We start from the raw sequence: 21,322 nt of genomic DNA, 5'->3' as shown, positions 1-21,322 counted from the left end.
AGTTAAAGACATGGAAACCTACCTGCAACTTGAAGTGAGCGCCGAGGAATCGGTACTTGGCACCCTGCACGAAGTCCTGAGCGCCATGCAGGACTATGACCTCGATACCAGTCGGGAGCTACTCAGCGACCTCGACGAGAGCCTAGCTCCGCTGTTCGACCAGCTGGTGCAGCGCTTCGGCGACTACATCGAGGGCATCGAAGACATCGAGGAGGGCGAGGGTGGGCTTTCGGCCTCCTTCGTCTGCGGCGGTGAAGGCCTGGAATACGCGGTTGCCCTGCTGCCGATCCTCGGCCGGCACGCCACCCGCGCCAGCATCGCCTTCGATCATGACGAGGAGCACGAAGATGACGAGGAGGACGTCATGCTGACCTGCAGCGGAGGCCAGGTGCTGCTCAACGGCAGGCCGGTGAGCGCCTGATTCCCTTTCACACGGATCGCAACAAGGAGCGTGCATGAACAACGAATCCATCCAGGTCAGCGGCCACGCAGCGTTGCTGGACGATGAGGCCGCGCTGGCCGAGCTGTTGACCAGCGTCCTTTACGAGTCCGCCCCCGAGGAGGCCTGTGTTGCCGTGACCTGCAACCCGCGCCTCGGGCTGGCGGCCATGGTCTGCTACGGGGACGACCCTGACTTCCCTAGCTTCTGGTTCTTCGATTACCGCACCGGCCAGCTTCTCTACTTCGACAGCGACGATCTCATCGACACCCCGACGATCCACGACATGCGTCTGGAGGACCGGCCCGGTGTGCTGAGCATCGAATCCTTCAGCGGCGAGCGCCTCGAGGTGTTCTACGAGCTCGGTCGGCAGCTGATGCACTGGAACGCCCCGACTGCCGCGCAGTGACACAACCGGGCGGCGTTACGGGCGCCGCCCGCGCAGGCTCTGAGGGCCACGCGCAACCCATTACCCGAACTCAGGAGTCTTTTGCATGAGCACTACCCCCCTAGACACGGAAGCCAGCCCCTTGAGCGAAGAGGAACAGGCGCTGGAGGCGCTGGAGCTGCTGGCCGATTCCCTGGCGGACACCGAAGCAGAGAAAGAAGATGTGCTGGAGTTGCTGCTCCGTGCCATGGAGGAAGCTGGAGATGAGCTGGCGGCTGGGGAGGCGTCGGAGGAAGCCGAGCGCCAGGCCCGGGCCGCACTGCCGGCACTCGACCCGGCCCAGGCGCCGCTGGGCGAACTGTCTCGCCACCTCGACGACACCCAGGAGCGCGCGGCCTTCGCCCGCATCCTCGCCGAGCGCCTGCAGGACGGTCGTGCCGCGGAAGTGGCCGAGTTCTTGCGCACCTGCGAGGAGCGCTGCCTCAACATCCTGTCGCACCTGGGCGGCGACGACGCGCCCTGGCTGGCGAGCACCGAGACTTGGCTGGCCTTCGCCCGCATGACGATTCCGCGCGGCCAGTTGTACCACTGCTCTCGCGAGATCCCCCGGCGCAGCCCCGAGCTGGCCGCCGAGCTGCGCGCCCTGGCCGACGCCTGGCTGGCCCGCGCCCGCACCGAGGGCAAGCCGGGCCACCAGGTCGTGGGCCTGGTGCTGGCGCGTATCCTGCCCCTGCTGTGGTATCCGGAAATGTCGCGCGAGGATTGCCTGGCGCACATCGAGTGGGCGCTCGCCCTGCGCGCGGAAGTCGGCAGCGACTACAACACCGGCTGGTATCCCTTCATCGCGGGCCTGAGCGAAGCGGCCGATCTGATCGCGCTGGCCGAGCGCGGCGGGCGCCTGTGCAAGGACGTGCTGGAGGTGTACCGCAAGCGGGTCGAGGACGTACCCGCGCCCACCGGCTGGGCGCCGTGGCACGCATTCTTCGCCCTTCATCCCGAGCTCTACGACGACAACGCCTTCCGCGACCCCGGCCTGATCGAGCTGCGCTGGTCGGGGGCGAGCGCCAAGCGACGCCAGCAACTGGCCGATCAGATGTTCAGCTGTCTCAGCTACCACGACCGGGCCGAGCGCGAATACACCTTCGCGGTGTTCGACCGCCTGGTGCGCGAGGATGCCGAGCCCTTCGTCGCGCAGCTGCGCGAGTGGGGGCGCTACGACATCAGCTTCAACCTCGCCTGGAAGGTGTGCACCGAGCCGTACCCCGAGCTGCTGCCGCTGATGCTGCCGGCGATTGCCTCGCGCTGCGAGAACGACTGCGAGGCCAGCCGCTACCGGCGCATCGTTCGCCACCTGGTTGCCAGCCGCCCGGACGACCTGGTGCAGGTGCCGACCAAGGATCTGGTCCATCTGTTGCCGACCCTTGATGCCGCGAGCCTGCAAGCCGCGCTGCCGGTGCTCACCAGGGTGGTGGCCGGCAGCAGCTCCAAGGCGCTGCGCGATGCCCTGGCCGGTATCGCCGGGCGTTTCGCCCCCGCCGATCTGGTCGCCGCCGGCTGGCTGCGCAAGCCGCCGAAGAACCTGCTGCTGGCCTGTCGCGACGTGCTGCTCGCCCATCCCGATGCGGCGGCCGGTCCGTTGCTGAGCGAACTGCTGGCCGCCGGCAAGCTCGATGCGGCCTCGGCCAGCATGGTCGAGGAGCGCCTGCAGCAGCTCGGCCAGGGCGCCGCCGGTCCGACCGAAGACGCTGCAGGCGAGGCCGCGCCGACTGCCGACCCCGCCGCCGCGCTGGCCGCCGTCGAGGCCCAGGCCGCCACGGTCAAGCGCATCGCCGCCAGCGTGAAGCACTACGACAGCCCCGAACTGCTGGCCCTCTGCGCGCCGCTGTCCGAGCACGCCGCTCGCGTGCTGCTGCATCTGACCGCCACCGCCGAGGACAGCCTGTCGCCGCTGGTGGCCAAGCTCCTCACTCCCATTGCCGCCGACAACCGTGCCCGCCTGGCGCTGGCGCTGGCCGAGGTCTGGATCGCCAGCAACGGCGATCCCAAGCTGCGCTGGGCGCTGAAGCTGCTGCCGGGCAACGCCGACGACCGGGTGGTCGACCAACTGGTCGCCGCGATCAACGTCTGGAACAAGCCGCGCCTGCAGCGCGCCGCCGCCGCCACCGAGCAGCTCGGCGAGGTCGACACCTTGTATGCGCTGCTGCGCGTGCAGGAGATTGCCGAGTCGCGCAAGCTCAAGGACATGGTGGTGAGCAGCGCTCGCCAGGCCCTGCGCGCCGCCGCCCAGCGCCGGCAGATGAGCGTGGCCGAGCTGTTCGACGAACTCACCCCGGACTTCGGCCTGGGCGAGGGGCTGACGCTCGTGGTCGGCCCCAACGCCTACCGCGTCGAGCTGCAGGGCGACCTGTCGCTGCGCGTCGTCAACGACAAGGGCAAGGCCGCCAAGTCGATTCCGGCGGTGAAGGATGCCGCGCTCAAGCCCGAGTGGGAGGCCGCCAGCGCCAAACTGAAGGGGCTGGCGAGCAATCTCAAGACCGTAGTCAAGCAGCAGGCGCCGCGCATGTACGGCGCGCTGGTCACCGGCAAGCGCTGGCCGCTGGCGCGCTGGCAGCGTCTGTTCGTCCAGCACCCGCTGCTGCGCATCGTCGGCCGCAGCCTGATCTGGCGCGCCGAGGATGCGCCGGATCTCGCCCGCAGCAGCTTCCGCCTCGCCGAGGACTTCTCGCTGGTGGATGTCGAGGACGATGCCGTCGTCTTGCCGGAAAGCTGCAGCGTCAGCCTGTGGCATCCGGCCACCGCTTTGGCGGGCGAGCTGGAGGCCTGGCAGGCCTATTTCGCCGACTACGAAATGGAACCGATGGTCGACCAGTTGGGTGCCTGCGCCGAGCTGCCGCCGGCCGAGCTGTTCAAGGATGAGCAACTGCTCGCTCCGCCCGGACTCGTGGTGGCGCAGGAGCAACTGGCTGGTCTGGCGAAGAAATGGGGCTACCGCCCCGGCCCGGTGGGCGACGGCCCGAGCATCGACGAGCACACCTGGAATCTGCCGGCGCTGAAACTGAGCATCGAACTGCACCACGGCTACTTCCCGCCGTGGATGGACATCGGCACCCCGGTGGAGATCGAGGGCTTCCGGGTGCGCGACCTCAGTAAGAGCTGGGCCTGGGTCAAACCCGCCGACCTGCCCAAACCGCTGCAGGCCACGCTGATGGGGCAGATCCGCGCCCTGCAGGCCAAGGCCAGCGAAGCGCCGACCAAGTGAGTGCGCCTTGCGCCAGGCCGACGGCGTCGGCCTGGCGCATATCTTGCCGAGCGGGGCGCCCGGCAAGTTCTTCGTGTTTCCCAAAACCAAGGAAGTGACTGATGGAAATCTTCAAGCGTGTCATGGCCTGTGCCGAGCGCCACAACCTGCCGGTGGCGGCCCATGCGGAGCTGATCGAGGTGGTCGAGGACTGGCGGGAGAGCCTGTGCGAGTGACGGGGATCGTAATGGCATGACCGACAAGGACAGCCCATGACCGCACCCTGTTCACCCGATAACACACCACACCGAGCGTCCTGCAGCTGCCCTGACCGCGACTCATCAACCTGTTAAATCAAGGACGAATCTTGAAACTCAGCACAATGACCCTGGCCAGCCTCGCGCTGGTCGGCTTGGCCCCGTCCTGGGCCCAGGACACCACACCTGCCGGTCAGCCTCTGGTCGGCGACTGGTGTCTCGTGGAGACCGTGCTCGACGAGGAAACCTCGATCCCGAACATAACCTGGTCCTTCGACGCCCATGGCAAATACCGCTTCGCGATCGGCGGATCGCCTTTCTCCGGCGACTACCGCCTGGAGGGCGACACCCTGCACGCGGCGCCCTATGTCTTGTCGAACCTGGAGTTCGCCGACGACTCCTTCCGTGCCAACTTCAACGGCCGCTCGCGCTTCGTCAAGGGTGCTTGCCCGGCGCCAAAACTCGGCTTCGACGATCACATGGCACTGATCAAGGCCGTCCGCCTTGGGCAACTGGACGAGATTCGGCGCCTCATCGCCCAGGCGGAAAACCCGGACATCACCGAGCCGGGCGATACCTGGGAGCACACGCCGCTGCACCTTGCCGCCAAGTTCAACGCCAAGGAGTCCGCCGCCCTGCTGCTTTCCCTGGGCGCGGCCCCGAACAAGGCGGATGCTGCCGGCAATACACCGCTGGATATTGCCGTGAAGAAAAACGCCCTGGCGGTCGCCGGGGTGTTGCTGGAGGCCGGGGTGGATCCGAACCGTGCCGACAGCCAGGGGCGTACTCCGCTGATGTTCGCGATCGGCGACTCCGACACGGCCATGGTCAAGCTGCTGCTGGAGCACGGCGCCGGTGCCGATGCTCACTTCAGTGGCTGGGACGGCCAGTCCATGTCCTTGCGCGAATACGCCCAGAAAAGCGAGCGCAGCAGCGAAATCCTCGAACTCTTGAACCAGCACTGACATCAACCCAAGGAGCACGACATGAAAAAAACTCTCGCCATTCTGATCCTCGCCGCCTCCACGGCCGCCTTCGGCAGCGAAGATAGAGCCACCCCGGAAATGTGCAAACGGGCGCTCACCCAGACCAACGACTCGCTCGATACCGCGCGGGGAACGGTCAAGAAAAATCTCGCGGGCGGTTACATCACCCAGGCCAACTACGACGAAGCGATGAAGATGCTGTCCCTGGTGGAGGGCAAGCTGGAGATGCAGCAGTGCCTGGGCAGCAGCGGCCGGGATCTTGAGGTCTACCGCTGCCTGTCCCGCTATGGCGACTTCATGGGGTGTCTGAAGGGCTGAGCAGGGGGCCCGGCGTTCGCCCGGTTGACCATTCCGCTCGGCAGGCTGCTGCGCAGCGACCGGTTGGTACTCGCCGAGCATGCTCGCAGCGATGAACGCGTTCGCCGAAGCCCACCTCAGTGGCATGTTCGCGAGTGTGTTCGAGCGCCGGGTCGACCATCGGAACGCCTGGCGGCCGCAGCCCGAACCTCTCGCCCCGCGGCTGCTCGCCACGCCGATGGAAGAGATGCTGGCACTGGCGGCATCGACGGCCAGCGCTGAGGCGGCGTGAAGCCCGCTCTGCAGATTGCTTTGTTCCCGAAAATACAAGGAGGCAAACGATGGAAATGGATGGCAAGACGATGTTTCAACAACTGATGGCGTGCGTCGAGCGCCACCGATTGCCGGTGGCCGCGGAGCGGGTGGCCGAACTCGAGCTCAAGTGCGAGTCGCTCGAGGCGATGGATATGCTCTTTTTGTTACCGGACATGCTGTGCGAATTGTTCCCTGAGATCGCCATCACCCACGTTGACGAGTACGAATCCTCGCCCGAGGAGATCTACCCCGTCCTGTTCGACAGCTACTGCGAACTGACCGGCGGGGCGTTCGAGCCGCAGAATGTGGAGTTCGTCCAGGTGGACGGCGTGGACGATGTGGGTGACGAAGAGGACGAAGAGGACGAAGAGGACGAAGACGGCGAAGGCGACGGTGCTGATCTCGAACTGCGTTTTACCTGGCAGGGGCAGGCGCAGCAGTTGCTACTGCGGGGCGCCGACTGCAACGGGTTTTACTCGATGAGCCTAGCCGATGAACTCAACAAGTTCGCCGAAGCCCACCTTGCCGGCCGCTGGTTGGTGATCGAGGGCCTGGAAGATTGCGACTACACGGGGATCTACCTGCCGGTGGCGGCCTACGCGGAGCTGGACAAGATGGTCAAGGACTGGCTGGAGAGCCTGGACGAGTAGTGAGTCATGTAGGGCCGGGCCGCCGTGTGCTGCTGCGGCCCTGTCGTTGAGCAAGTATTCGGGCGAATCGACAACGGAATGAGCAACGATATGGATCACTTCAACGAACTGGCGACTGCCACGGACGAGGCCGAATTCCTGCAGCGCCTGGAGCGCAGCTATGCGCAGCAGGGCATCGGCGAGGGGTTGGACTTTGGTGCGGTGCGCCAGTACTGGCAAGACGGGGCCGAGTTGCCCAAGGCGTGGCGCCAGGCGCTGGCGCAGAGGCTCTGTCCGACCCGGACGGAATTCGACCGTTACCAGGACAGGTTCAGGCGCCTGTATGCCTGGGCGCTGGCCGAGCGGGCGCCGGAGCACTGGCTCGATTGCTGGGAGCGGCTGGTCGTGCTGCTGTCGCCTTTCGTGACTCCCGGTGACGCGTACTACTACCGGCATTGGTTGCCCGGGGCGGGGGGCGGGCCGGTACGCCTCAATACCCAGGTCTGGGTCCATGCGCTGGGCGAGTCGATGCGCGATTGGGCCGGCGCGTTGGCCGAGGGCGTGCGGGGCTGGGAAGGCGTGTATGCCTGGCTGGTCCGTGCCGGCGCCAATCCGGCCTGCCTGGCCGAGGTGCTGGCTGCGCCGGATATGTTCTGGGATGAGCAGCGTTTGCGCGCTCTGGCCGGCATGCGCCTGTTCCTGATCCTGGTGCGCGAGCAGTTGCAGCGTGAAGCGCTCGGCGAAGACGTCTGGATCGACCTGTTGCTGGGCTATCGCCAGAGCGTTGCCGGCAGCTTCGAACATGTCTTTCCCGCCCGACGGGCCATTGCGCTGCGCCATCAGTTGCTGCTGCCACTGTTGCAGGCGCTCGCCGCCAGTCCGCGGTTGTACGAGGTGCTGCAACTGCAGGAGGGCCGGAACTGGCCGATGGTCGAGGTCTTCCGCGACCTGGGGCTGGCCCTGGTGCTGGGCGAGTCGGCCGAGCGGTTCGCCGAGGTGCTCGAGCGCCTGTCCGATGCAGAGGTGCGGCTGCTGTGGCGTTCCGATCTGTTTTGCGAGCGGTGCCCGGCGGCGGCCCTGCGGCTGGAGCAGCACCGCTTCGAGCGCTGCGGGGTGTTCGATCCGAACCTGAAAAGCCCCGAGGCGCTGGCCTGGTATCGCCAGGTCATCGACCGCGTGCCGGTCGATTCGGACGGCTTCAAGACGGTCATGAAATTGCTGTCCAGCGAGTTGGCGGAAGACGAGCTGCAGGGGCTGATCGACCGGCTGATCGCGCCGGCGCCGCAAGCCAAGCTGGGGTGGGAACTACTGGGGGGCATCACCCTGGCGGAGCCGCTCTGTGCCTGGCTGGAGTCGTGCAACGAGTCGCTGCGTGAGCGTGCCGCCGAACGCCTGCACGAGTTGGCCATCGCGCCGGCGAAGAGCGCCGAGCGGTTGCTGCCCGAGGTTTGGGACAGACTGGTCGAGGCCAGCCAGCGCTATCCGGCGCTGTTCATCGGCGCTCTTTCCTCCGAGCGTCTAATGGCCGGCGAGGATAGCGTGGAGCGCTGGCTGCTGCTGTGGCGGGCCTGCGAGGAGGCGGAACCGCGCGTGCAGCTGCTCAGCCTTGCGCTGAGCGGGCTGGGTGGGGCCGGCCATGCCGGGCTGCTGGCCCTGCTCGAGACGCTGTACGGCGAGGCGCCCGAGCTGTTCCGGCGTTTTGTCGAGGAACATTCCAGCTATTACCTGCCGCCGGTGATCGCCGCGCTGGGGCGCCAGGACACGCCGTTGCTGGCCCTGGTGCCGCTCATGGCCGGGCGCTGCTTCCAGGCTTCGGCCGGCTCCGGCGCCCGCTCCGGCCCATTGTCCGCCGCCGTGTGCCGGGCGCTGGTCGCCTTTCCCGAGGCTTTCGCCAGCCTGGAGAGCAAGGCGCAGCTCAAGCTGCTGCCGCTGTTCGACGACGTGGCGCTGGTGGCCTGCGGCCCGGCGCTGGTCGGGCTGTTCGCCGGCAGTTCGAAAACCCTGCGCGAACCTGCGGTGGCGCTGCTCGCCCGCTGCGCGCCGCAGGCCATCGAGGCCAGCGGCCTGCTGCAGGCCGCGCCCCGCGCGCGCCGGCTGGCGCTGATCGGCATGGCGCTGTCGGCGGACCCGGCGATGGCCGGGCCGATCCTGCGGCATATCGACGATGCGGCCCACGACGACTACAGCCGCAGCATCAGCCTGGACGCCCTGGAGCGTGCCGGGCAGCCGCTGGACGGGTTGGATCCTTGGGCCGGGGCGGATCTGGCCGCCCTGCAGGCGCAGGTGGGGGGGCGCAAGGTGCCGGCGGCGGTGGGCAAGTGCTGGAGTCCGGAATTGGCCGAGCTGCTGGCGCCGCTCTGCGAGCCGTTGGCGAAGCACCTGCTGGTCATTCTCGCCGAGGGCGGCGAGGCGCTGCCGCGGCGCGCCCGGCAGATCCTCGCCTGGCTGCCGGCGGGGCGGCGCAGCGATTTCGCGCTGCTGTGCGTCGTGCAGTGGATCGCCGCCAACGGCGCCACCGCCGTCGACTGGCTGCTGCTGCCGCTGGCCGAATACGGCGACGAGCGTGCGGCCAATGCCCTGGTCAAGGCGGTCAAGGACTGGAAGAAGGTCCGCAAGCTCAAGGCCAGCGCGGCCATCCATCTGCTCTGCCGCCTGCCGGGCAGCTACGGGGTGTCCCAGGTGCGCGAGCTGTGGGAAAGCGGCAAGTTCTCCGAGTCGATCCTGGCCAACGCCCGCCAGGCCCTGAGCGAGGCGGCGGAGCGCCGGGGCATGGGCCTGGAGGAATTTCTCGAGCAACTGGTGCCGGACTTCGGTCTCGACCGCGACGGGCTGCAGCTCGACCTCGGCCCCTGGCAGTACCGGGTGCGCATCCGTCCCGACCTGAGCCTGGTGGTGGTGAACGAGAAGGGCAAGGCCAGCAAGAGCCTGCCCAAGGCCCGCGCCGGCGAGGACCCGGACCTGCGCAGCCTGGCGGAAAACCAGTACAAGGCGCTGGCGAAGAACCTCAAACCGGTGCTCAAGCAGCAGGCCGCCCGCCTGACCCGCGCCCTGCAGCTGGGCAGCCGCTGGCCGGCGGCGAGCTGGCGCCGGCTGTTCGCCGAGCACCCGCTGCTGGCCATCGTCAGCCAGGCCGTGGTGTGGGCGGCGGAGGATGCCGACGGCCAGCCGCTGGGACGTTTCCGCCCGGATCAGGCCGGCGAACTGATCGACCTGCAGGACGAGCCCTTCACCCTGGCGGACGACGCGCAGGTGCATGTCGCCCATCCGCTGGAGCTGGACGAGGCCGAGCGTACCGCCTGGGCCGAGCATTTCGCGGACTACGAACTGGTGTCGCCGATCGGCCAGTGGGAGACGGCGGTGCACCAGGCCAGCGCGGAGGAGTTGGGCGCCAGCGAGCTGACCCGCGCCGAGGGCAGTCGGCTGCAGCGTGGCCGTTTCGGCGGCCTGCTGGAGAAGTGGGGCTACATCAAGGGCGAGGCGGGCGATGGCGCGATGGTCAACGACCACACCTGGACCCTGGATGGCGAGCGCTGGCAGGTGACCCTCGCGCACAGCGGCGTCAGCGTGTTTTTCGAGCCGGACGAGGAAGTGGAGATCGAGACGCTGTCTGTGTACAAGCGCGAGGCGGACGGCTACCGGTGCCAGCGCCTGGGCGAGCTGCCCCCGGCGCTGCTCAACACCCTGCTGGCGCAGGCGGAAACCCTCAAGGCGGAGGCCTTGGCATGAGCAAGGCTCCGGCCCGCCGGAGTCATCCATCGCCCCCTCCGTGTGGAGGGGGAACGTTTGGGCATCGAATCTCGCTACCCGACAGCCCTGCATCCGCAAAAGATGGCGGCGTGAGCGCCATACAGACCACGCAAGGAGCACCCATGGACATGCGTACCCACGGCAACACCCCGTTGCACTCGCTCGATAGCCAAGTCCCACCCGCCGTGCTGGCCGAGGAACTGGCCGCGCGCCTGCAGGAAGGCCGCGGAGACGAGGTCGCCGCCTTTCTGTCCAGCACCGCGGTGGGCTGGAGCTACGAACTGGGGCAACTGCAGGGCGCCCCTTGGCGCCGCGATCACGATACCTGGCTGGCTTTCGCCCGGCTGACCGTCCCGCAGGGCAGGCTGCTGCGCGGCGACTGGAACAAGGACATTCCCCGGCGCAGCGCCGAATTGACGGCCGAGCTGCAGGCACTGGCGCGCGCCCGCCTGGCCAGCGTCCAGAGGGAGTCGGGCAATCTCTGGGTGTGCCTGAACTTCATCCTGGCCCGCCTGCTGGTGTGGATGGGCTATCCCGGCATGCCCCGCGACGAGGCGCTGGCGCTGCTGCGCTGGGCTCTGGAGCTGCTCGCGCTGGCCGACATCGATCCGCGGGGGCGGATTCACCCGCAGTGGACAGAGCTGCTCGAGGCGCTGGACGACGCCGACCTGCTGCAACTGGCCGAGGAGGGCAGCGAGCTGTGCCGCGGCATCACCTCCGTATGGGCTTCGCGCCACAAGGCGCTGCCCCATCCCGAGCGTTTCGCGCCCTGGTACGACTTCGTGCGCCGCCACCCGGACTACTACGACTGGCACGACACCCACGACGACATCCACAAGGATCCGGGGCTGATCGCCTTGCGCTGGGAGCTGGGCACCAACGCCGAGCAGCGGGCGAATCTGGCGGAGCTGCTGTTCTCCCAGGCCTCGCGTTCGCCGGCGGAGCACTTCAACGCGGTGTTCGACCGCCTCGTGCGGGAGGCGCCGCAGCTCTTTGTCGAACTGCTGGAAAACTGGCGGGTCAAGCACTTCGATGTGGTGCTGGCCGAGCAGATCTGGCGCGCGCAATATCCCGAACTGTTGCCGCACCTGTTGCCGAGCATCCTGCAGCAGAGCGAGCTCCAGCCCTTTGTCGGTGTGCTCAATGACATGCTGGCGGCCAATCCGGCGTGCTGGCGCGATATTTCCACGCCTAAGCTCGCCACTCTTCTGCCCCTGCTCGATCCGGCGCTGATCCGCGCCAACCTGGCGCTGCTGGGCGAACTGCTGGCTGCCAGCAGCTCGAAGGCGCTACGCGAGGCGGCAACCCAGGCGATGCGCGACTTCAGTCCGGCGGAAATCGCCGCCAGCGGCTGGCTGGAGATCGCCGGCAAGAACATGCAGCTTGCCTGCCGCGACATCCTGTTGGGCCACCCGGACCCCGCGGTGGTGCCGCTGCTGCGCCAGTTGCTCGACGGCGGCGCGCTCGACCTCGGCTCGGCCAGCCGAGTGGAGGTGCGTCTGCAGGAGTTGGGTGTGGAAATGCCCGACGCGGCGATGCCCGACCTGGCCGCGCTCGAGGCCCGGGTAGCGCGCTTCAAGCGCTTCGGAGGCGCGATCAAGGCCTACGACGCGGAGGAAGTCCTGGCATTGTGCGCGCCGCTGTCGGCGCACGCCGCACGCATCCTGCTGTATCTGGCGGCCACCACCGAGGACGAGTTGCCGCCGCTGGCCGAACGCCTGCTCGCCGAGATTTCCGCCGAGAACCGCGCCCGCCTGTCGCAGGCGCTGGTGCAGATCTGGGTGGCGTTGAAGGGGGACCCGAAGCAGCGCTGGGCGCTGAAGCTGGTGGCCGGCAACATCGACGACCGGGTGGTCGACACCCTGGCCGCCGCGGTGCGCGCCTGGGGCTGGTCGATGAAACTGCGTGCGGTGATCGCCGTCGAGCAGCTCGGCACACTCGATACCCTGTATGCGCTGTCGCAGCTCAAGGTGCTGTCGGCCTCGCGCAAGCTCAAGGACATGGTGGTCGAGGCCGTCTTCGACACCCTGCGGGCGGCGGCCAGGCGGCGAGGTTTGAGCCTCCCCGAGCTGTTCGACGAGCTGACTCCGGATTTCGGCCTGGGCGAAGGGCTGGTGCTGAACGTCGGCCCTCATGCCTACCGAGTCGAGCTGCAGGGCGATCTGTCGCTGCGCGTGATCAACGACAAGGGCAAGGCCAGCAAGTCGCTGCCTGCGCTCAAGGACGAGTCCTTGCGCGCGGAATGGGACGCCGCCAGCGCGTGCCTGAAGACCACCGCGAGCGGCCTGAAGACTGTCGTCAAGCAGCAGGGGCCGCGCCTGCAGACCGCCCTGCTGACGGGCCAGCGCTGGTCGCTGGCGCGCTGGCAGCGCTTGTTCCTGCAGCATCCGCTGCTGCGCATCGTTGGCCGCAGCCTGATCTGGCGGCTGGTGGAAAGCGGGCGGAGCTTCCGCATCGCCGAGGATTTTTCGCTGGTGGATGTGGTCGACGAGGCGGTCGTGCTGCCGGCCGAAGGGCAGGTCAGCCTGTGGCATCCGCTGGATGCGGACGTGGACGAGATCGCCGCCTGGCGCAGCTACCTGGACGACTACGAACTCAAGCCGCTGGTCGAGCAGCTCGACGCTCCCGCCGTCTTGCCGGCGCTCGAACAATGGCAGGGGAACGAGCTGCGCCCGCCGTGCCCGCTGACAATCACCCAGGGGGCGCTCTCCGGGCTGCTCAGCAAGTGGAACTACCGTCCCGGCCAGGCCAGCGACGGCCCCCGTATCTACGAACACAGTCTCGATCTGCCCGCCGCACAACTGTACGTCGAGCTGCATCACGACAGCTTCATGGCCTACATGGACCTGGACAACCGCGTCGCCATCGAGCATGTGGTGGTCTACGACACCAGCAGGCGCGGCGATGACGGGCGCTGGTGGAAGCTGAGCCCGCAAGAGTGGCCGCGTTCGCTGCAGGCCGCTGTCCAGGACCAGTTCAACGCGATCGCGGCCAAGGCCGTCCCCAACAAGGAAAGTGACTGATGCCCCCACGTGGTAGCAAGACCGCCGGAGCCACTCCGGAAACGGCCCAGCGGCTGCCCGCCGAACTGGCCCACGCCGAGGAACTGGCCGCGCTGCTGGAGTGCGATGACGGCCCGCGCCCCGAAGGCTGGCGCCTCGGCCCGCGCGCGGTGCGTACCTTCGTCCTCGGCAGCGGGCGCGACAGCGTCGGCGGGCGGCGTATCGCCCGCAAGATCCACGGCAACGACGCGCTGGTCGAGCGCGCCATCGTCACCCTGACCGGCCAGCGCGGGCTGATGCTGGTCGGCGAGCCGGGCACCGCCAAGTCGCTGCTCTCCGAGCTGCTGGCGGCGGCGATCAGCGGCGACAGCACGCTCACCGTGCAGGGCGGCGCCGGGGTGGTCGAGGAGCAGATCCGCTACGGCTGGAACTACGCGCTGCTGCTGCGCGACGGTCCCGGCCCGGCGTCGCTGGTGCCCGGCCCGCTGCACCGGGCGATGGCCGGCGGCGGCCTGCTGCGCTTCGAGGAGATCAGCCGCTGCGCCACCGAGGTGCAGGACTGCCTGGTGCCGGTGCTCTCCGAGCGCCTGCTGCACATCCCCGAGCTGAAGGACGAGCGGCCCTGGCTGCTCGCCCGGCCCGGTTTCAACGTGATCGCCACCGCCAACCTGCGCGACCGCGGGGTCAACGAGATGTCCGCCGCGCTCAAGCGCCGCTTCAACTTCGAGACCATGCGCCCGCTCGACGGCATCGAGGCGCAGGCCAGGCTGATCGGCGAGGAAGTGGCCCGCGAGCTGGCCGCCCAGCGCATCGGCACCGAGGTGCTGCCCGAGGTGCTGACCCTGCTGGCCACCGCCTTCCACGAGCTGCGCGCCGGCAGCATCGAGGGCACCGCTATCGAGCGGCCCGGCACCGTGCTGTCCACCGCCGAGGCGATCAGCGTGGCCTGCAACGCCGCCACCGACTGCTGGTACTTCGGCGAGGCGCGCCTGCGCCCGGCGCATCTGGCGCGCTACCTGGTGGGCACGGCGATCAAGGACGACGATGAGGATCGCCGGCGCTTCGCCGAGTACCTGCGCCTGGTCGCCCGGCGCCGGGCCGCCAGCGAGGACTGGCAGGACTTCGTCGCCGGTGGTCAGGGTGCTTGAGGCGGCGCAGGCCCTGCAGCTGCTGGCTCCCATGGCGAACCTGCGGCTGGCGCCGGTGCGCCACCACAGCCCGCGCTGCGCCCGCCATTTGGGCGAGCTGATCGAGGCGTTGGCCCCCGACACCCTGCTGATCGAAGGCCCGCAGGAACTCGACGCCCTGTTGCCGGCGCTGCAGCACGCCAAGGCGCAGCCGCCGCTGGCGGTGTACCTGCACGCGGCGCTCGGCCGCGGCGACGACGAGCTGCGCTGCCGCGGCTACATTCCGTTCGCCGAGTTCTCGCCGGAGTGGGTGGCGCTGCGCGCGGCCGACCGGCTGGGCGCGGCGGTGCGCTTCATCGACCTGCCCTACGGCGCGCGGCTGGCGCTGTCGGCGCAGCCGGAGTTCTTCGCCACCGCGCCGGAGCCGACGCTGGACGCCGAGCCGCCGCGCCAGGCGCCGGACGTGCTCGCCGGGCTGATCGAGCAGGCTGGCTGCCGCGACTTCGACGAGTGGTGGGATCGCCACTTCGAGTCCGGCGTCGAGCCGGCGACGGCGGCGGATTATTTCGCCGACCTGCTCGCCTTCAGCCTGCTGTTGCGCGCCGACGGGGCGGGCGACGACGCCGAGAACGCCGCCCGCGAGGCGCACATGGCTGCGCAGGTGAGCATGGCCCTCGACGAGGGCCGGCGCTGCCTGGTGGTGTGCGGCGGCTACCATGTGCCGGGCATCCTCGCCGGCCTCGGCGAGCGGCTGCCGGCCAGTGTGGCCGAGGCGCTCGCCGCGCTGGGCTTCGCCGCCGCGCCGCCTGTGGTGCCGCGCGGCGCAGGGCCGGGCAGCGGCGAGGTCGGCGCCCATCTGATTGCCTACAGCCTGGAGCGCCTGGCGCGCGCCAGCGGCTACGCCGCCGGCCTGCCGGCGCCGGGCTACTACCAGGCGGTATGGCAGGCCTGGGAGAAGGGCCGCAAGCTTCCGCATGCGGCGGCCTGGCCGGTGCTGGCCGCAAGGCTGGCCGTACGCCTGCGCGAAGACGGTCTGCCGGCGACCCTGCCGGACGCCAGCGAGGCGGTGGCCATGGCCGGCCGCTTGGCGGCGCTGCGCGGCTGCCGCGGCGGGCGGGCGGAGCTGGCGGAGGCGCTGCAGGCCACGCTGGTCAAGGATACCGACGATGCCGGGCGGTTCGCCCGCGCGCTGGACGCGCTGTTCGGCGGCGATGCCAGCGGGCGCCTGCCGCCCAATGCGCCACTGGCGCCGCTGCTGGTCGACGTGCAGGCCTTCTGCACGCGCTATCGGCTGCCGGCGCGGCTGGGCGGCGCGCAGCGCAAGGAGCTGGACATCTACCGCAGCGCCCGGCACCGGCTGATCTCCCAGGGGCTGCAGCGGCTGCGCTTTCTCGGCATTCCCTACGCGCAACGCCTGGCCGGGCCGGATTTCGTCGCCGGCTCCGATCTCGCCCGTGTGCGCGAGATATGGGAATTGCGCTGGCAGCCGGAAACCGTCACCGCGCTGACCGAGGCGGCGCGCTACGGCGCCAGCCTGGAGGAGGCGGCGGTCAACCGCCTGCTCGAACGGCTGGCGCAGTCGAACGCCGCCACAGCGGTGGCCGGCACCCCGGTGGCCGGCAGTCCGGTGGCCGGCAGTCCGGCGACGCTGGTGCTGGAGGTGCTGGTGATGGGCCTGGAGGCGCTGGCCGAGCGGGTGCTCGATGCGGTGGCGCTGTGGCTCGAGCGCAGCTTCGACGCGCTGGCCCTGGCCCAGGCCGCCGGACGCCTGGCGCAGGCCTACGAGGCGCGCAACGCGCTGGGCGGCGTGGGCCTGGCGCGCCTGCAACCGCTGCTGGCGCGCGCCTTCGCCCAGGCCTGCCTGCGTCTGCCGGCGCTGGGCCAGGGCGATGCCGCGCACGCGGCCGCGGCGGTCGATGCCCTGGCCGACCTGCACGGCATGGTGCGCCGTGCCGCCGCCTGGGCCGACGGCCCGCTGCTGCTCGATGCCTGTGGCGCGCTGCACGACGCCGACGTGCCGGCGCCGGTGCGCGGCGCCGCGGCCGGGGTGCTGGCCATGGCCGGGCACTGGTCTGCCGCCGACACCGAGCGCGCGCTGGCCGACGCGCTGGGTCTGGCGCATACCGCGCCGCAGGCCATGGGCGAGTACCTGCAGGGCTTCCTGCGCATCGCTCGCGGCTGGCTGCTGAGTCATCCGCCCACGGTGCAACGTCTGTCGGCATGCCTCGCGGCGTGGAGCGAAGAGGAATTTCTCGACGGCCTGCCCGCGCTGCGGCTGGCCTTCAGCCAACTCACCCGCCGCGAGCTGCAGGCCTTCGCGCAACTGCTGGTCGGCGCGCAGCAGGCGCCGGCGTTGCTGCGCGCGCGGGTGCCGGACGACGCCACGCTGCGCCGCAGCCAGGCGCTGGCCGCGCAGGTGGCGACGGTGCTGCACCACTGGGGGTTCGATGACTGATTCGATCATGCGCCGCCGCTGGCGGCTGATCCTCGGCGCCGAGGCCGAGGCCGCGCTGGGGGGCGAGCAGGGCGGCGCGAGTGTGCTGGACGACGGCGACCAGCGCCGCGACGCCGCCCTGGAGTATCTCTACGGCCGCGAGTTCGAGCGCCGCGAGGGCGGCGAAGACGCGGACCGTTACGGCGGCATCGGCCGTCCCGATCCCGGTGCGGTGCGCTGGCTGGGCGAGGTGCGCAAGCTGTTCCCGCGCTCGGCGGCCGAGGTGCTGCAGCGCGATGCGCTGGACCGCTACCGGATGAGCAGCCTGCTCGCCGATCCCCAGGTGCTGGCCCAGGCCACGCCGAGCATCGAGCTGGTGCAGGCGCTGATGGCGGTGCGCGAGCGCCTGCCGGCGGCGGTGCATGCCGAGGCGCTGCGGCTGATCCGCCGGGTGGTCGAGCAACTGGAGGAGAAGCTGGCGCCGCGGCTGCGCGCCGCCTTCGCCCCCAAGCGCCGTCGCCACGGTCGCGGCGGGCGGCCGCGGCTGGCCGACCTCGACTGGGCGCGCACCCTGCGCCACAACCTGGCCCACTATCAGTTGGAAACCGAGGAACTGGTGCTGGAGCGGCTGTTCTTCCATCCGCGCGAGGAGCGCCGGCTGCCCTGGCACCTGTGGCTGGTGGTGGACCAGAGCGGCTCGATGAGCGAGTCGGTGATCCACAGCGCGGTGATGGCCGGCATCTTCGCCCGCCTGAGCGCGGTGCGTACCCGCCTGCTGCTGTTCGCCGACGAGGTGGTCGACGCCAGCAGCCAGCTGCAGGCGCCGGAGCAACTGCTGATGGGCGCGCAGATCGGCGGCGGCACCAACATCGGCGCGGCGCTGGCCGCGGCGTTCGGCCAGGTGGAAGTGCCGCGGCGCAGCGTGGTGGTGCTGATCTCCGACCTCTACGAAGGCCACGATGCGGCGCGGGTGCTCGGCGAGGCGGCGCGCCTGGTCGGCAGCGGCGTCCAGGTGCTGGCGCTGGCCGCCCTCGACCGCCGCGCCCATCCCGACTACGACCGCGCGATGGCCGAACAACTGGTCGCGCGCGGCGTGCCGGTGGCGGCGATGACCCCGGACCATCTGGTCGACTGGCTGGCCACTACCATGCAAGGACGCTGAACATGCTGCAGCAATGGCTACACGCCCTCGACGATGCCGCCATCGCCGACTGGGCCAACAAGGGCTTGCTCAAGCGCGGCGCCAAGACGCTGGCGGCCTGCGACAGCGCGCAGTGGACGCTGGCGGCGGACGCCGCCGCGGCCAATATCGAAGGCCATACCCAGCGCCTGGGCGGCGTCGGTTTCGCCCAGCTCGCCTGCGACTGCCCGGCCTTCGGCCCCTGTCACCACCTGTGCGCCTTCCTCCTCGGCCTGCGCGCGCGCCTGCTGGCGCAGGCCGGGGGCGGCGCTGGCGAGGTTGTCGAGCGGGCGCCTGCCCGCCCCTGGCTGGAGGGCGAGGCCGCGAGCATCGAACAGGCCTTCGGCGCCGCCGCCACCCGCCGCGCCCTGCAATGGCTGGCGCGCAGCTTCGAGGCCGAGCTGGAGGAGGGCGCCGCCGGCCTGGTCGGCCAGTTGCTCGACCCGGAGGAGGCCACCGTGCGCGTCCCCCGCGCCGGCGGGCTGGCCGCAGCCACCTGCACCTGCAAGGCGGCGAGCTGCGCCCACCGCGCGCTGGTGGTGGTGCAGGCGCGCCAGGCGGCCGGCGCGGCCATCCCGCAACTGCCGGCGCTCGGCCTGGAGGCGCCGGCGCGGGCGCGCCTGGCGCAGCTGGAAGACTGGTTGGTCGCGCTGGTACTGCAGGGCAGCGCCGGGGTCGGGCCGGCCTTCGTCGACCAGGGCGAGGCGCTGGCCACCGAGCTACGACAGGTCGACCTGCCGCGCCTGGGCGCGACCCTGCAGGGGCTGGTGCAGCTGCTGCGCGACGACCAGGCCCGCCGCGGGGGCGCCGCCGAGCGCCTGCCGGATGCACTGGCGGCGGTGTGGGTGCTGGCCCGCGGCCTGCGCCGGGAGCCGATGCCGCGGCCGTTCACCGAGCTGGCCGGGGTGCACCGGCGCAGCTACCGGCGCCTCGACGGCCTGCTGCTGCACGGCATCGGCGCCGAGGTGTGGGAAACCCTGGCCGGTCAGCGCGGCTTTTCCGTGTATTTCCACGCGCCGGAAAGCGGACGCTATTTCAGCTGGTCGGAGTCGCGCGCCCGCGACCTCGATCCGCAATGGCAGCCCGCCGCGGCGCTCGAACAGGCGCGGCTGGCCGGCGTCGGCGTGGCGACGCTGCTGCAGCGTGGCCACCGCCTGGAGTGCGGCTGGGCCAGCGCCGACGGCCGCCTGTCCGCCCGCGACGGTACCCGTCTGAGCGTTGCCGAAGACGCGGCGCCGGTTTGCCCGGCGGACGATCTGGCGACCCTGCTGCAGGGCCTCGGCGAGCGCCTGCGCGCCGACCCCTGGCAGCGTCCGCCGCCGCTGCTGGCGCGGCTGGCGGTCGGCGAAGTCGGCGAGCTGCACAGCGACCGCGCCTTGCAGCGCTGGTCGCTGCCGCTGTGCGACCAGAACGGCATCCCCTTCACCCTGCGCGGCGAGCTGGCCGGCTTCCAGGAGCTGGCCTGTCGCCGGCTGCAGGCCGGCCTGGCGGCCGGGCACGTGCCGAGCGAGGTGTTCGGCCGCCTCAGTCTGCAGGGCGGGCTCGTCGTGCTCGCGCCGATCAGCGTGCGCTGGGCCGGCGCGCCCGGACTCCTGCACCTGAGCGCACCCCGGCTCGCGACCTCCAGAGGAGTTTCCCATGCGTAAAGACGACGACCTGCAGGCTTGGCTGGACGCCGGCCAGCACTGGCTCGCCCGCGTGCAGGCCGCCGGCCTGTCCTGCGCCGGCCAGCCCCTCCTGGCCGAAGGCCGCGCCTGGGGCGAGCAGGGCGAACTGCTCGGCTGGGGGGCGGTGTGCCGCCTGCTGACCAAAGTGCTCGACGAGCAGGATGCACTGCCGACGCGGGCACGGGCGCTGCTCGACCTAGCGGCCTGGGTGGCCACGGCGCGGCGGTTGGCGGCGGTGGCGGGGGAGGCCAAGGATTGATGGAAAACAAATCTTTCCCCCTTTTTTGCTTTTTTTAAACTATCGATCCGTTGACTATGAAGAATGGGGCTTGATATGGCAGTGGGTATTCCAGCGCATAAGGCAAAGTTCCGCTTTGCGCAGAAATTTGATGGTGTTGTATCTGTTGCTTTAGCTGATGACAGATTGTATGTGCAGTATGGCGATAGAAAAGGTAAGCGCTACTTCAAGGTGTTTGATCTGCAGCATTTCTCTGGGGCTGAAGACGACGAACCTGAATTGCTGGTTAGAGATGCAGAGGCGCAGTGGCGTCCGATGTTTCTGGTGGGTAACTTGCTGCATGTTTATGGGAAAGTGCCGGAGCTTATTGATGTGGTCCAATGGCAGCTACTCTACAGTGAGTATGATGGGCTTGCCAATCCAGGTTGGTCGAGAGATGGCCGTTTTGTGTGCGACGATGGGAAAATTTATCGTGCATATGGTTGGAATGATTATGGCCAAGGTTTGGATGTCGTTAAGGGTGGTGTTGTTGTTGGACATGTCGATGTAGATGTTCAATATTTTATGCCCTGTTCTGACGGATTGATTTATGGTGTGCGGCTCTCTTCGCCAGTCTTCTGCATATATTCTGTTTCTGAAATGGCAGTAAAATTGGAAGTGTCTTTGGAGCGCTACGAGTTTCCTGGCAGCACCCCGAGGACGGTGGTGTCAAGGTTTGGCGACACGCTCTATGTGTTGGCTGGTAGTCATGTGCTGGTCATTGATCTTAAGACCTTTTCCGTGGATGCTGAATTCTCCTATTTGACTAGCGACTTTATGCAGGTGCTGCTGGCTGGTTTGAAGTACAAAGATATTGCATTTCCACACGCCATCAGTGCCTCGGAAGATACTCTGGTGTTGAGTAGTTCTGGCAGTATCGGATTGGTGCTGTGTTTGTCTACGGTCGATGGTTCGTTGCTTTGGGGGCGAAAGAGTAATTGGAGTATGCTTGCTGCCAATACTGACGGAGATTTGGTTTTTGGCTTGGAGGAGCGCCGGCCGCGTGCTTGGGATAAGTATACTGGTGAGGAAGTGTGGCAAGCCTCTGTCGGAGTAGTCGCCAATACTATCCAAGTGGGCGATAATTGGGTGGTTTATCACCCGCTATCTGGTGATATTCAGTGTTTCAACTGGAAAAAGCCTTACGTCTCTCCGTATCGTCCTTTCTGAATTCAATGGCAATAAAGGTCACTCCATTGCTTAATTCTGTCGAATTGGCAGATTTGTCTGTCAGGAAAAATCAAGCAAAGGGAACAGATTTGTTTTTCTAAAGTCGCTCAAGTTTTCAACGAGCAGCAGCCACTCCGGAAGATGCTGTCGAATAAATCAGGGCGCTTCC

The 21,322-nt window shown here is 68.7% G+C and carries 15 protein-coding genes; all 15 read left to right on the top strand.

All coding sequences use genetic code 11. The annotated features are described in order from the left end of the window. The first annotated feature begins 10 nt into the window (after window positions 1-10). The 15 genes from SK095_RS08955 (at window position 11) to SK095_RS08885 (ending at window position 21,153) form a co-directional block, all read left to right on the top strand. Window positions 11-421, top strand: coding sequence for a hypothetical protein (locus SK095_RS08955; protein WP_320548634.1), 411 nt, complete (start codon window positions 11-13; stop codon window positions 419-421). Window positions 422-455: 34 nt separating this feature from the next. After that, a complete protein-coding gene (locus SK095_RS08950) occupies window positions 456-848 on the top strand; it encodes a hypothetical protein (RefSeq protein ID WP_320548633.1) in 393 nt (130 codons plus the stop codon). 85 nt (window positions 849-933) lie between these two features. Next, entirely contained in the window at window positions 934-4,086 is a 3,153-nt protein-coding gene (locus SK095_RS08945; protein ID WP_320548632.1) for a DUF4132 domain-containing protein, read from the top strand. A gap of 346 nt (window positions 4,087-4,432) precedes the next feature. Continuing rightward, complete coding sequence (locus SK095_RS08940) at window positions 4,433-5,287, top strand: ankyrin repeat domain-containing protein (RefSeq protein WP_320548631.1); 855 nt, start codon at window positions 4,433-4,435, stop codon at window positions 5,285-5,287. A gap of 21 nt (window positions 5,288-5,308) precedes the next feature. Next, complete coding sequence (locus tag SK095_RS08935; protein ID WP_320548630.1) at window positions 5,309-5,626, top strand: hypothetical protein; 318 nt, start codon at window positions 5,309-5,311, stop codon at window positions 5,624-5,626. 91 nt (window positions 5,627-5,717) lie between these two features. Next, the gene (locus SK095_RS08930) at window positions 5,718-5,897 is read left to right on the top strand and encodes a hypothetical protein (protein ID WP_320548629.1); all 180 of its coding nucleotides are present in this window, start codon (window positions 5,718-5,720) and stop codon (window positions 5,895-5,897) included. A 49-nt stretch (window positions 5,898-5,946) separates the two neighbouring features. Beyond that, entirely contained in the window at window positions 5,947-6,570 is a 624-nt protein-coding gene (locus tag SK095_RS08925) for a hypothetical protein (RefSeq protein ID WP_320548628.1), read from the top strand. 78 nt (window positions 6,571-6,648) lie between these two features. After that, window positions 6,649-10,275, top strand: a complete 3,627-nt coding sequence (locus tag SK095_RS08920) for a DUF4132 domain-containing protein (protein WP_320548627.1) — start codon at window positions 6,649-6,651, stop codon at window positions 10,273-10,275. A gap of 143 nt (window positions 10,276-10,418) precedes the next feature. Beyond that, window positions 10,419-13,319: a DUF4132 domain-containing protein gene (locus tag SK095_RS08915; RefSeq protein WP_320548626.1), complete on the top strand. Its 2,901-nt coding sequence runs from the start codon at window positions 10,419-10,421 to the stop codon at window positions 13,317-13,319. Continuing rightward, window positions 13,319-14,446 (top strand): AAA family ATPase, encoded by a 1,128-nt coding sequence (locus SK095_RS08910; RefSeq protein WP_320548625.1) that lies wholly within the window; start codon window positions 13,319-13,321, stop codon window positions 14,444-14,446. The genes SK095_RS08915 and SK095_RS08910 overlap by 1 nt, the downstream gene beginning before the upstream one ends. Then, window positions 14,430-16,880 carry a DUF5682 family protein gene (locus SK095_RS08905; RefSeq protein WP_320548624.1) on the top strand — a complete coding sequence of 817 codons (2,451 nt, stop codon included), beginning with the start codon at window positions 14,430-14,432 and terminating at the stop codon, window positions 16,878-16,880. Before SK095_RS08910 ends, SK095_RS08905 begins: the two co-directional genes overlap by 17 nt. Then, window positions 16,873-18,021, top strand: a complete 1,149-nt coding sequence (locus SK095_RS08900; RefSeq protein ID WP_320548623.1) for a VWA domain-containing protein — start codon at window positions 16,873-16,875, stop codon at window positions 18,019-18,021. The genes SK095_RS08905 and SK095_RS08900 overlap by 8 nt, the downstream gene beginning before the upstream one ends. Window positions 18,022-18,023: 2 nt before the next feature. Continuing rightward, window positions 18,024-19,685: a hypothetical protein gene (locus SK095_RS08895; RefSeq protein WP_320548622.1), complete on the top strand. Its 1,662-nt coding sequence runs from the start codon at window positions 18,024-18,026 to the stop codon at window positions 19,683-19,685. Beyond that, window positions 19,678-19,965, top strand: coding sequence for a hypothetical protein (locus SK095_RS08890; protein ID WP_320548621.1), 288 nt, complete (start codon window positions 19,678-19,680; stop codon window positions 19,963-19,965). The genes SK095_RS08895 and SK095_RS08890 overlap by 8 nt, the downstream gene beginning before the upstream one ends. Before the next feature lie 75 nt (window positions 19,966-20,040). Further along, a complete protein-coding gene (locus SK095_RS08885) occupies window positions 20,041-21,153 on the top strand; it encodes a hypothetical protein (RefSeq protein WP_320548620.1) in 1,113 nt (370 codons plus the stop codon). Window positions 21,154-21,322 lie beyond the last annotated feature (169 nt).

The organism is Pseudomonas sp. AN-1, assembly GCF_034057115.1.
GTDB lineage: Bacteria > Pseudomonadota > Gammaproteobacteria > Pseudomonadales > Pseudomonadaceae > Geopseudomonas.
This window is presented reverse-complemented; position numbering and strand designations above follow the sequence as displayed.